9 protein-coding genes and 1 pseudogene are annotated in these 12,621 nt (G+C 40.4%); 6 read left to right on the top strand and 4 right to left on the bottom strand.

The window, feature by feature from the left end; genetic code table 11:
* Positions 1-22 precede the first annotated feature (22 nt).
* From J582_RS18940 to J582_RS18960, 5 genes are all read left to right on the top strand, one after another.
* Positions 23-1,162 carry an acyl-CoA dehydrogenase family protein gene (locus tag J582_RS18940; protein WP_032048400.1) on the top strand — a complete coding sequence of 380 codons (1,140 nt, stop codon included), beginning with the start codon at positions 23-25 and terminating at the stop codon, positions 1,160-1,162.
* An 82-nt stretch (positions 1,163-1,244) separates the two neighbouring features.
* The gene (locus J582_RS18945) at positions 1,245-2,495 is read left to right on the top strand and encodes an OprD family porin (RefSeq protein WP_032048402.1); all 1,251 of its coding nucleotides are present in this window, start codon (positions 1,245-1,247) and stop codon (positions 2,493-2,495) included.
* Positions 2,496-2,574: 79 nt separating this feature from the next.
* Entirely contained in the window at positions 2,575-2,964 is a 390-nt protein-coding gene (locus tag J582_RS18950; protein ID WP_032048404.1) for a PaaI family thioesterase, read from the top strand.
* A gap of 33 nt (positions 2,965-2,997) precedes the next feature.
* Complete coding sequence (locus tag J582_RS18955; RefSeq protein WP_032048405.1) at positions 2,998-4,749, top strand: tannase/feruloyl esterase family alpha/beta hydrolase; 1,752 nt, start codon at positions 2,998-3,000, stop codon at positions 4,747-4,749.
* A gap of 144 nt (positions 4,750-4,893) precedes the next feature.
* Complete coding sequence (locus J582_RS18960) at positions 4,894-5,790, top strand: DMT family transporter (RefSeq protein ID WP_004888093.1); 897 nt, start codon at positions 4,894-4,896, stop codon at positions 5,788-5,790.
* Between the two features lie 15 nt (positions 5,791-5,805).
* On the opposite strand, the gene J582_RS18965 is transcribed toward J582_RS18960, so the two are convergent.
* Entirely contained in the window at positions 5,806-6,876 is a 1,071-nt protein-coding gene (locus J582_RS18965; RefSeq protein ID WP_032048406.1) for an AraC family transcriptional regulator, read from the bottom strand.
* Between the two features lie 129 nt (positions 6,877-7,005).
* On the opposite strand from J582_RS18965, the gene J582_RS18970 reads away from it, so the two are divergent.
* On the top strand, positions 7,006-8,466 hold the full coding sequence (locus J582_RS18970; protein WP_032048408.1) for a coniferyl aldehyde dehydrogenase: 1,461 nt from the start codon (positions 7,006-7,008) through the stop codon (positions 8,464-8,466).
* Positions 8,467-8,537: 71 nt separating this feature from the next.
* On the opposite strand, the gene J582_RS18975 is transcribed toward J582_RS18970, so the two are convergent.
* From J582_RS18975 to J582_RS0104970, 3 genes and pseudogenes are all read right to left on the bottom strand, one after another.
* Positions 8,538-10,001, bottom strand: a complete 1,464-nt coding sequence (locus J582_RS18975; protein ID WP_032048409.1) for an amino acid permease — start codon at positions 9,999-10,001, stop codon at positions 8,538-8,540.
* A 332-nt stretch (positions 10,002-10,333) separates the two neighbouring features.
* Positions 10,334-11,428 carry an arginine N-succinyltransferase gene (astA, locus tag J582_RS18980; protein WP_017393638.1) on the bottom strand — a complete coding sequence of 365 codons (1,095 nt, stop codon included), beginning with the start codon at positions 11,426-11,428 and terminating at the stop codon, positions 10,334-10,336.
* Positions 11,425-12,621 (bottom strand): annotated as a pseudogene (locus J582_RS0104970) (aspartate aminotransferase family protein); the annotation flags it as partial. The gene astA and the pseudogene J582_RS0104970, both read right to left, overlap by 4 nt.

The raw sequence follows: 12,621 nt of genomic DNA on the forward strand, positions 1-12,621 counted from the left end.
TTTTGCCAAAAAAAGGTTCAACATGCTACACGATACAGAATTTGAACTATTTCGGGACAGCTATCGCAGGTTCTTAAAAGAACAGGTTGCTCCGTATTATGAACAATGGGAACACGATGGCTTCATCCCACGTGATCTATGGCTTCGTCTTGGGGAAAATGGTTTTTTGTGTGTCGATGTGCCTGAGGAATATGGCGGCTATGGCGCTCCTGTTCATTACTCCCTCATGCTGATTCAAGAAACTGCTCAAGCGGGCTTTGCGTCTTTGGCAGTTGCCATTGGTGGGCAAAATGAGCTGGTCTCTCCTTATCTACAAAATATTGGATCTGAAGAGCAAAAACGTTATTGGTTACCGAAAATGGTGACCGGTGAAGTCGTCACTGCAATTGCCATGACAGAGGCCAATGCAGGTTCAGACTTACAAGCCATACGCACTCAAGCCATTTTAGAAAATGACCAATATCGTGTGAATGGTTCAAAAACTTTTATTTCAAATGGTTTGCACGCCGACCTAATTGTTTTGGTAGCAAAAACCGATCCGCAAGCCAAAGCAAAAGGTATTTCGATTTTTTTAGTGGATGCTGCTTTAGACGGTGTTAAAAAAGGTCGGTCTTTACAAAAAATCGGACTCCATGCCCAAGATACAGCCGAACTATATTTTGATGATGTTTGTGTGCCTGCAACTCAGCGTTTGGGTGAGGAAGGACAAGGTTTTGCTTATTTAATGCAAGAGTTACCGCGTGAACGTTTAAGCATTTCAATGATGGCGTTGGGGTCAATTTTAGGAGCCATCGAAATCACCAAAGACTATGTATTAGAACTTAAAGCCTTCGGACAACCTTTAAGTCAAATGCAAAATACGCGATTTGTGCTCGCAAATGCACACATCAAAGCAAAAGCTGCCCAAGCCTTTGTAGATCAATGTGCAGCGCTGTATCAACAACACCAGTTAAGCGTGACTCAAGTTGCCGCACTGAAATGCTTTATTACCGATGTTCAATGTGAAGTGATTGACCAATTACTTCAGCTTTTTGGTGGCTACGGCTACATGCAGGAATACCCGATTTCACGCTTTTTTGTGGATGCGCGGGTACAAAAAATTTATGGGGGAACCAATGAAATTATGAAGGAAATCGTGGCCCGAGAACTGCTCGGAAAATAATTCGATTTAAAAACCAAATAAGGCAGACACAACAACTATGCCTTATTTGAAAACAAAAAATGTTATTTCAGGAAGAAATGCGATGTCGAAATTATGGATGTACTCTACCCTTATGCTCTCAGGCTCGGTCTGGGCTGGCAGTTTTATTGATAATAGTTCAGTAGAACTCACCACACGAAATTTTTATTTTGACCGCGACTACCAAGAGCAATCCGCTTACCCTGCTGCCAAGGACTGGACACAAGGGTTTATTCTCAAAGCCAATTCAGGCTATACCGAAGGAACCGTTGGTTTTGGGCTGGATGTACTTGCAACGGCAGGCTTTAAACTCGATGCAAGTGCCAAATACGCAGGTACAGGAAACTTACCTAGAGACACGCGCACCAATGAGCCTGCTGACTCTTATGGCGAAATTGGGGTCACAGCAAAAGCGAAAATGAGCCAGACTGAGTTACGTATTGGTACATTAATGCCAATGAACCCTGTTTTAGTTGCTTCACCTGCTCGATTGCTTCCTCAAACCTATCGAGGAATTTCACTCACCAGTACAGATATTAAAGATTTTGATTTACAGGCAGCTTACCTCGATAAAGTGAATCATCGTGATTCGACCAACTATGAAAAAATTAAAATTTCAGGCGTAAATGGACGATTTAAAAGTGCTGAAACTGATGGGCTTTATTACTTAGGTGGAAACTATCAGTTTAATCCTGCACTCAAACTCACCGCTTTTTACATGGATGTTGATGATCTTTATAACCAAACTATGGTCGGTGCATTACACCAATATAAAATTAATGATACGTCCAATCTGAGTTCACAATTACGCTACTACCGCAGCCGAGACGACGGACAAGCAAAAGCAGGCTTAGTCGATAATGACCTTTACCATGCGCATTTCGAACTCAAACATCAAAACCATAAGTTTATTTTTGGAACTTTCCAACATCACGGCGATACCGCTTTCCCGTATTTGACTGGTGGTGAAACTGGACTCCTTATTGATACATGGCCGGGTGAATTTTTAAACCCAAAAGAAAAGGCCTATAGCTTCCGTTATGAATATGACTTTAAAGATTTTGTACCGGGTTTACGTTTTATGACCCGTTACACCACAGGTCACAACATCTATGCACCCAACTTAGGCGGAACCAATCTAAAAGAGCGAGAAACAGACTTTGATTTAGGCTACACCGTTCAAACTGGCTGGTTAAAAAATTTAGGGTTACGCGCGCGCTATGCAATCTATGACAACAACATGCTCTCTACCGCCAATATCAAACCTGTAAACGAAACCCGTCTCAACATCGACTACACATGGAAATTTAAATAATTCAAAACAGGAGGTTCTGTCACACATAGAACCTCTTTTTATTTTCGGGAAATAAATAATTCAGCATGGACCCTTCATTATGGCTCAAAAAACTTTAGAACACTTACCGCCCATCCATCACCATTTGGGTGGACACAATATCCACTGGAATGACCAAAACACTGAACTTACCATCCATTACACAGCCCTAGAAAGCTTTACTAATCCACGCGGCACCGTTGAAGGCGGCATGATCTGCGCCATGCTTGACGATGTGATGGGACTTTTTGCATTTCTCGCCAATGACCATAAACCCGCCACCACCATCAACTTAACAATGGATTTTTTAAGACCCTGTGCTGTGGGCGAAGTCATTACAAAATGTCGATTCATTAAACAAGGCAAAACCGTACTGAATCTCGAAAGTGAAGCTTGGCAAAACAACAAAATGATTGCTCGAAGCACAGCTAATTTTCTGGTTTTAGATTAATTACAACCATTCATTCAATAAGGATATGAATAAATGAATTACACCAACAATAAACGAATTTTGACTCACTCTGCTTTAGTACTTGCCATGCTTGGTTCTTTGGCAGGCTGTGGAAGTGATAATGATGACACATCGGCTCCTTCTACAAACAAACCACCGCAGTTATCTCCTGCTGTTGGCGTAAAAATGACAGGAAGCTGTTCAGACTTACTCGGATTTCAATACAACAATACCGTTATTAGCTCAGCTACTCTTCAAGAAGCAGGCACATTGACTGTCGCCAACAAACCGATTGGCGCACATTGTTTGGTTAAAGGTTATATGGATCAACGGGTAAGCCCTGTTGATGGACAAACTTATCAAATTGGTTTTGAAATGCGCTTACCAATAGACTGGAATGGCCGTTTTCTCTATCAAGGCAATGGCGGAACCGATGGTAATTTAGTCCCTGCAACAGGTCAGGTTGGTAGCGGTGGTCCACTGACCAATGCCTTGCATGATGGTTTTGCTGTTATTTCCTCCGACGCTGGACATAACGCTTCACAAAATCCAATGTTTGGCTTAGACCCCCAAGCCAGAATTAACTACGGCTACGGAGCCATTACCAAACTCACGCCTATGGCAAAAAACCTAATTAAAGCCGCATATGGTAAATTGCCAGACCGCTCCTATGCAGGCGGTACATCTAATGGTGGGCGTCATGCCATGATTGCCGCAACCCGTTTGGGCGACCAATATGATGGAATTTTAGCAAGCACACCAGGTTTTCATTTACCTCGTGCAGCTGCAGCCCAACTCTACACCGCACAACAGCTTCGTCGTATAGCAACAGATGAAAATGACTTAAGTACCGCCCTGACCCTTTCAGAGCGTAAAGTTTTAGCAAAAGCGATTTTAGATCGATGTGATGCTTTAGACGGTGTTGCAGATGGCTTGGTTCAAGATGTCGAATCTTGCCGTACAGCTTTTGATATTCACAAAGATGTACCCGTTTGCTCAAGCACAAGAGATGGCACCTGCCTAAGCACTGAACAAATTGATGTATTAGCCAATATTTACCGTGGTCCTGTAAATTCGGCTGGACAAGCCCTCTATGCAACCCAGCCTTTCGACCCCGGTTTAGTGGGAAGCAACTGGGCAAGCTGGAAATTCGAATCTTCGGTGGGAACAGCACGTGACCCTGTTGCAGTCGGCATTCTTTTTCAGGTTCCACCAGACCCAACTGTGACTCAAAACTCTAGACAATTTGCCTTTAATTTTAACTTCGATACCGACTATCCAAAACTCTCGGCAACCAATGATGTGTATACCGAAAATTCGATGTCATTCATGATGCCACCTGACGAACTTAATCTAGATAAACTTCGTAATCACGGTGGAAAAATGATTGTGGTACAAGGGACAGCAGATGGCGTTTTCTCTGTAGATGACACCCAAAATTGGTACGATCAACTGCTACAACACTATAAAAATGATACAAAAGGTACAGCGCCTGAATTTGCGCGTTTCTTTAGAGTTCCGGGTATGAACCATACCCGTGATGGCATTGCGACCGATCAATTTGATGCATTGACTGCTTTAGTTAATTGGGTGGAATATGGGCAAGCACCTGACAAAATCATTGCGACTGCACGCGGCGCAGGTAATCCGAGTGGTCAAGTGAATACTGAACTTCCACAAAATTGGGCGCCAGACCGCACTCGTCCACTTTGCCCTTACCCACTGATTGCTCGTTACAACGGTCAAGGTGATAGCGAAAAAGCTGAAAACTTTAGCTGTAAATAGCACCCTAAAAATTAAAAGAGAGCTGACCTAGGCTCTCTTTTTTTATTCTAATAAGTATCACTATTGAATCATTATCAAATGATATTTCATCCAATGCCTGCATCACTGCTAAGATAATACCGAAAACCAAAAACTCATTTCTCTATGCAAAATCAGACTGCTCCAAATCTCCCCTCTACACAACTTGGAAAAGCACTGCTTTGTCTTATGACATCGGCATTATTATTTTCCATTATGGGAGTGTGCATTCGTTTTGCTTCGCAAACGGTAGACAACGCGACCGTCGTGTTTTTTAGAAATGCAGTCGGCTTATTTATTTTTATTCCGATGCTCTTTAAACAGGGTCTAGATTTTATTAAAACCGATAAACTCTGGATGCACACGTGGCGAAGTCTAGTTGGGTTAGCCGCCATGTATGGCTTTTTCTATGCGATTGCGAACTTAAAACTATCAAACGCTATGGTTTTTAGTTATTCATCTCCTATCTTTATTCCACTGATTGCATGGCTTTTCTTAAAAGAAAAAATTACCAAATCGATGATTTTTGCCGCTGTGATTGGTCTCATTGGGGTTTTATTTGTCGCTAAACCCGACCAAGGTCTATTTAACGCATTATCTTTTATTGGCTTGGGCGCCTGCTTTTTATCAGCAATGGCCTTTGTCACTGTAAGAGCTTTAACCAGTACAGAACCGCCTGAGCGTATTGTTTTTTACTTCTGTATTTTTGGTAGTTTAATTTCCTCTATTCCAATGTTCTGGCATTGGCGTATTTTCACTTGGCATGAACTAGCCCTGCTCATTGCCGCAGGACTTTTAGCAAACATTAGCCAACTGTTTATGTCTTATGCCTACAGCCTAGCCCCGGCAGGACAAATTGGCCCAATGAACTACATTGCTATTATTTTTGCAGGAATATGGGGATTTGTTTTTTGGCATGAATTACCGGATCTATTCAGCATTATCGGTATATTTATTATTCTATTTGCCATCTTGCTCTGTAATCCATTTTTGCAGAAAAAGTTACTCTCTCGATTTAAATAACAAACAAACCTTAATCTAATTTAGGTACTGTATTCGATACTCATTTGGTGAAATGCCTGTCCAATGGCGATAGGCTTTTCGAAAGTTAGAAGTATCTGAAAAGCCAATTCTCTCAGCAATTTCATCTATGGTTAAAGTTGTCTCTCGCAAATATTCATCAGCAAGACGGCGCCGTGTTTCATCTAACAATTCTTGGTAAGTCAAATTAAACCCTGCCAAGCGTCGATGTAAAGTACGCTTTGACATATGTAAGCGTTCAGCCATTTCTTGAGCCGACGGAAAAAGCCCCGTTCCATCCAATAATATTAAACGAATCGTTTTCACAAGCTCAGGCTCTTCAAGTTCAGCAGCACCTAGCATCCGCTCACAAAACGACTTACACATATCAGCAGTAATCGGGTTAGCATTTGGGCAAGGTACATCGAGCCATTTTAAATCAAAGTGCCATTGCATCACCCCAGCATTAAACTGAACAGGACAATGAAAAACTTTTTCGTATTCTTCTGCATAGTCAGGCGCTGGATAGGGCAACAAAAGCTTCTTCGCTTGAAACGGTCCTTCAAGCACCCTTTCAATTAAAGTTTGCATGGAGCTAAACCAAAACTCGCACACCAAAGGCAGAAGCTTACCCAGTGCAATAATGTCCTGCCCTTCAAAAATGGCAACGTCATCTCGAATATAAAAAGACTTCTTTAAAATAGGCCCTGCAAGCTTAATGTGTCGAATGCCAAGCTCTACCGCTTGTCTAAAATTACGCGAAGAATATAGTGCGTAGCCATACACCCCAAAATCTGACAGTCGCTGCTTTTGACCTGCGCGCAGACCAATAAGTGGATCATTTGATAGCTTTTGAATATTTTGAAATAGCTGAATTTTTTGGACTTGAGAAATATATAAAGAAGGCTGATTTATAGCTTCTGGCAAAATATTTGTGCCCGACAGAACTTCTACTATTGAATGACCTTGCAGGCCCATTTCATCAAATAAACTGGTCAAACCCAGCAAATATGTATTCGAGCCTAAGGATGTATTATCATAATTTCCTTCAATAACACTATTTGCACTTTTATAAAGCTTTTTAGGCATTTAACTCACACCATCCCTAGAGTGACGTGCATAATGGCACTAAACTACCTCTTGTTGTCTCAATTTAACATCGACCATACAACGCTTCAAGCATAAAGTATGATAAGCAAAAGTATGGAAGGAATAATAATGGAACAGTCCACCTTAAAAGAATATAGCGGCTCTGCCACTGAATATATGGAACTTATTTTTTCCAAACAACGTGCCAATTTTGAGGTAGATCCTTACCCAAGCCTTGAAGCACGCCGCACAAAACTGCATCAACTCAAAAAACAAATTATTCGTTATCAAGATGCTTTAGCTGCTGCGATTAATGCTGATTTTAGTTCAAGATCACTCGATGAATCTAAACTTTTAGATTTGCTTGGCTCAGTGTTAGAAGCCGATCATGCGATTCATCATTTACGTGGCTGGATGCGCCCAAGTAAACGCCGTACCGAGCTTTTATTTTTATCAAACCGTTTAAGCGTGCAATACCAACCTAAAGGTGTGGTTGGTGTGATTGTGCCTTGGAACTTCCCCGTTTATTTAGCACTTGGCCCACTCATTGCCGCGTTAGCTGCGGGCAACCGAGTCATGATTAAGCTGCCTGAAATTACCCCCAATACCAATGCCATGCTACGACGCATGCTTGCCGAAGTTTTCAATGAAGATGAAGTGGCGGTTTTTGGTGAAGAAATTACAGACCCAGCAAGATTTACCACTTTGCCATTTAACCACATTGTCTTTACTGGCTCTCCTGCCATTGGCAAAGTCGTCATGCGAGCTGCTGCTGAAAATCTAACGCCTGTTACGCTTGAGTTAGGTGGTAAATCACCAGCAATTGTAAGCCGCAATTACCCGCTCGCTGATGCTGCAAAACGTATTACCCATGGTAAAGCAACCAATAGCGGTCAAATCTGTGTAGCACCTGACTATGCATTGGTTCCTAAAGAGAGTATTAATGAGTTTGTAGATGCTGCAAAATCAAGCTTTATAAAAATGTTTGGTCAAAACATCACAAACAATGAAAATTACACATCGATTGTCAATGACCGCCATTTAAAACGTATTCAAGATATTTTGACCGATGCACAAGAAAAAGGTGCACGCATTATTCCTTGCGACACTTATAGTTTTGATCAACAAGGCCGTAGGATGCCTGTACAGATTGTGCTGAACTGCACGCCAGACATGCGCATTATGAAAGAAGAACTTTTTGGCCCTATTTTACCTGTGGTTGCATATGATTCTTTAGATGATGCAATTACCTATGTGAAATCGGACGAACGACCTTTAGCACTTTATTGCTTTACACATAGTTCAGTAGAACGCGACCGAATTTTACGTGAAACTCATTCAGGTGGTGTGACCATCAATGACTGGGGTTGGCATGTAGTTAACCATGACGCTCCTTTTGGGGGTATCGGCAACTCAGGTATGGGGTCATATCATGGTGAAGAAGGTTTCCGTGAACTTTCACATGCAAAAACTGTATTTATCCGTCATCGATTTTTCCCGACCCAGCTTTTCCACCCTCCTTATGGAACATTCTTGCAAAAACTGGCAATTCGCTTTTTCTTGAAAAAAGGCGATCCAAATATTAAATAATAGATTATAAAAAAAGCCTCGTAATGAGGCTTTTTATTATTTTTTAAACAAATAAAATCACTACACTTTGTTTAAATATAATCAGCCTTTTGTGCTTTTAAAATATCAAGCTGCAACATCTTTTTCTTTTTATATTTATAGGCAATAAATAAACCAATAAACCAGATTGGTGAGCATTCAAGTGCAATTAAAGTGTCGTGATCTAAAGCTAAAATGACAATAGTAAATACTAAAAACAACATAGTCATCCATGCCATAAATAAACCACCAGGCATTTTATATTTTGATTGAATATGTAATTCTGGACTTTTCTTACGATAATAAATATATGACATCACAATCAGCATAAATGTAAAAATACATAAAATTGAAGTGAGCGCTGAAATAATCGTAAATGCCGTCATGACATTTGGAACAATAAATAAAATCGAGGTTCCCACTGTTACGCACGCCATTGAAAACACGAGTCCACGAATTGGAACTTTTCTTTTTGACAGCTTACTAAAGCTTTTAGGTGCATCGTTGTCTAATGCTAAACCGTATAACATACGGCTGGTCGCAAAGATTCCACTGTTTGCAGAAGATAAAGCGGAAGTCGCAACAACAAAGTTAATTAAACCGGCTGCAATAGGTAAACCAACTAGAGTGAACATTTCTACAAAGGGACTTTTTTCCGGTGAAACTTTTGCCCAAGATGTAACTGCAATAATACAAACTAGTGCACCAACATAGAATAATAAAATACGTAAAGGAATAGAGTTGATGGCTTTTGGAAGTGAAGTATGCGGGTCTTTTGTTTCTGCGGCAGTTGTACCTGCCAGCTCAATACCTACAAATGCAAAAATAGCAATTTGGAAGCCCGCCAAGAAACCTGTTACACCATATGGAAACATCGACTCTGTTTCAAATAAATGGCTCACCGAAGCCTTGACCCCATTTGGAGAGGTAAATCCGGTACCAATTAAGTAAATACCCGCCAAAATAAATAAAATAATTGCGGTAATTTTGATGAGTGAGAACCAAAACTCCAGTTCACCAAACAAACGAACGGCCACAAAGTTGAGTATGGTTAATATGGCTAATGAAGTAAATGCAGGAATCCAAACGGGTAAATCAGGATACCAAAACTGCATGTACCCCCCGATCACAATTACATCGGCAATCGCTGTAATAATCCAGTTACACCAATAAGACCAACCGAGAAAAAAACCTGCCCATGGACCTAAATAAGCGGTTGCGAAATCGGCAAATGTTTTAAAGTTCGTATTTGCAAGCAATAACTCACCCATTGCTCGCATCACGAAGAAAAAGAAAAAGCCAATAATTAAATAGGTTAAAATAATTGAAGTACCGGAAACACTTAATGTTTTCCCAGAACCCATAAATAATCCGGTACCAATTGCACCGCCAATCGCAATCATTTGAATATGGCGATTTGTCAATGAGCGTTGCAATTTTTCCTCTTCTTGACCAGTCATATGTTGACTGCCAAGGAGGTCTCCTTCCAGGAACTGCTTTCCTTTATTATTACTCATGTAATATTAACTCCAATTTATAGCAACCGTTATAAATATGTTTTAATAATATGAGTTATGAGTTTCGCTTGAACCGAATAAATCATCCTACAAATATTATTAAAACCACTTATAATTTAGTAAATTCCATTTTTAAATCTTAAAATAGTTATTTAAAACAATAAAATATTAACCATAGAATTATCCCGTTATGCCTCATCATCTTAATCCATAAAAATGAACCTATAAGTCCCTTTCATTCTATTAAGATGATGTAGATCCATATCAATTTTTTGACTCAGGGATAATATAGTATTCGACATGAAATTTGGTGAGTTATGAAAACTCACTGCCTAATTAACCACCATTTGCAAATACTGGGTATTTTCCGATCTATTTGCTGCTTTTGGTTTTGAAACCTGTTTAACATTAATACTCAAGACGCGGACTAATGCTCCATTTTCAACGTTCAGTTCTTGAGCCTGTTCGGCGCTTAGCTGTAGTTGTTCCTGATAAGGTGAGCTATACACCACAATTGCCCGATAGTTTTCATAATCGTCATTAGCAACAATATAAGGCTCATCGCCTAAATTTAGACGAGTAGAGTCTACAACTTTGACTGCTAAAATCTGACTTTCTTTAATAGCGCGTAAATTTTCGATATCTGCCTGTAGCGTCGCGCCACCGTCAAAAATATCTATATAACCTTTATAACGAAGCCCTTCTTCAAGTAAGAGGTTGTAGGCTGGTCGAGTATTTGGATGAACCATACCAATTGCCGCTTTAGCATCGTCTGGCAACATATCGACATAGAGTGGATGTCTCGGCATCAGCTCGGCAATAAAAGCCTTTTGCCCTATTCCGCTTAAATAGTCCGCTTTGGTAAATTCAATATTAAAAAATTTATGGCCTACCGCATTCCAAAATGGTGATTGCCCATTTGCATCGGAATAACCACGCATTTCGGCAACAATGGTTTCTTCGAAATATTGACGAAATGCAGACAAGAACAAGAATCGTACTTTAGATAAAAATTTACCATTTTTATTTAAACGGTAGTCTGGATCTAAAAATAACGTACAAAGCTCGCTACAGTTCGTGTGGTCATTACTCAAATACAAAGTTGGTAAAGCGTTATAGACACTTAAAGGTTCCGAGGCATGCACTTGGGTGCCCACATGGAAATTGTACCAAGGCTCTTTTAAACCAAGCGCAACTTCAATACCGCAAACACCTACCACTTTATTGAGCTCGGTATCTTCTAAAACAAATAAATAAACCTGATCAGCTTTTGGTAATTCACCTGCTACTGTTTTACAAGCCCGTTCAATGCGTGCAGCCAATTTTTCCATATTTGGCTGCAAAGATGTCAAACCAAAACCCGCTTTTTGAGCCAAAAGGTAAAGATCATTAACATCCTTAGGTTCAATGTAGCGAATAATCATCATGCTGCTTGTTCATCCTTTTGAATTTCTACAAAGCGAGCAATTGCACGTTCAAAACGTTTTAGACCTTCATCAATGTCAGCAAAAGGAATAATTAACGATGGTGTAAAACGTACAACGTTTGGACCAGCAATCAGACTTAATAAACCTTCCTCACCCGCAAGGTTATTAATATCTTTTGCTTTACCTGCAAATTTATCTTTTAAAACACAACCAAGAAGTAAACCTTCGCCACGTATTGTTTTAAAGACTTCATATTTTTCATTTAATTGATTTAAAGCATTTTTATAGTAATCATGACGCTCTTTAACGCCTTCAAGTACTTCTGGTGTATTAATAAATTCGAATACAGCACCTGCAACTGCACTTGCCAGCGGGTTACCGCCATAAGTCGTACCGTGTGTACCCACTGAAAAATGCGGCGCAAATTTATCAGTTGTTAACATTGCACCGACAGGGAAACCACCGCCCAATGCTTTTGCAGTAGTGAGCACATCCGGTGTAATTCCGTAGTTCATGTAGGCATAAAGTGCACCTGTACGACCGACACCTGTTTGCACTTCATCAAAAATAAGTAAGGCACCAAACTGATCACACAGTTCACGTAAACCTTTTAAAAATTCGATATCAGCAGGAATTACCCCACCCTCACCTTGTACAGGCTCTACAATTACTGCACAGGTTTGCTCATTAATAACTGCTTTAGCCGCTTCTAAATCATTATAAGCAACATGGCTAATGCCGTTTGGAAGTGGTGCAAAGTCTTGTGAATATTTTGGCTGACCACCAGCCGAAACGGTAAATAAAGTACGGCCGTGAAACGCATTGTTAAATGCCACAATACCGCTTTTACCTTAGACACAGCTGTCGAGTCCAACTTTACGAGCAAGCTTTAATGCTGCTTCATTTGCTTCTGCACCTGAGTTACAGAAGAATACTTTGTCTGCAAATGTATTTTCAGTGAGTTGTTTAGCAAGACGCAGTACTGGTTCATTGGTATAACCATTGCCGACATGCCAAAGTTTTTTTGCTTGTTCTGTTAACGCATTAACTGCCACTGGATGCGCATGACCTAATGCATTTACTGCAATCCCGCCTGCAAAATCGATATATTCTTTATTTTCTTGATCCCAGATACGTGAACCTTCACCACGTACCGGAATGAAATTTGCCGGTGCAAATACTGGAACCATCCA

This window comes from Acinetobacter sp. 1566109 (assembly GCF_000582255.1).
GTDB lineage: Bacteria > Pseudomonadota > Gammaproteobacteria > Pseudomonadales > Moraxellaceae > Acinetobacter > Acinetobacter nosocomialis.

Coding starts and splice junctions, on each gene's coding strand:
- J582_RS18950 (WP_032048404.1), top strand. CDS start 2,575: ATGGCTCAAAAAACTTTAGAACACTTACCGCCCATCCATCACCATTTG.
- J582_RS18965 (WP_032048406.1), bottom strand. CDS start 6,876: ATGCCTAAAAAGCTTTATAAAAGTGCAAATAGTGTTATTGAAGGAAAT.
- J582_RS18940 (WP_032048400.1), top strand. CDS start 23: ATGCTACACGATACAGAATTTGAACTATTTCGGGACAGCTATCGCAGG.
- J582_RS18945 (WP_032048402.1), top strand. CDS start 1,245: ATGTCGAAATTATGGATGTACTCTACCCTTATGCTCTCAGGCTCGGTC.
- J582_RS18970 (WP_032048408.1), top strand. CDS start 7,006: ATGGAACAGTCCACCTTAAAAGAATATAGCGGCTCTGCCACTGAATAT.
- astA (WP_017393638.1), bottom strand. CDS start 11,428: ATGATGATTATTCGCTACATTGAACCTAAGGATGTTAATGATCTTTAC.
- J582_RS18975 (WP_032048409.1), bottom strand. CDS start 10,001: ATGAGTAATAATAAAGGAAAGCAGTTCCTGGAAGGAGACCTCCTTGGC.
- J582_RS18955 (WP_032048405.1), top strand. CDS start 2,998: ATGAATTACACCAACAATAAACGAATTTTGACTCACTCTGCTTTAGTA.
- J582_RS18960 (WP_004888093.1), top strand. CDS start 4,894: ATGCAAAATCAGACTGCTCCAAATCTCCCCTCTACACAACTTGGAAAA.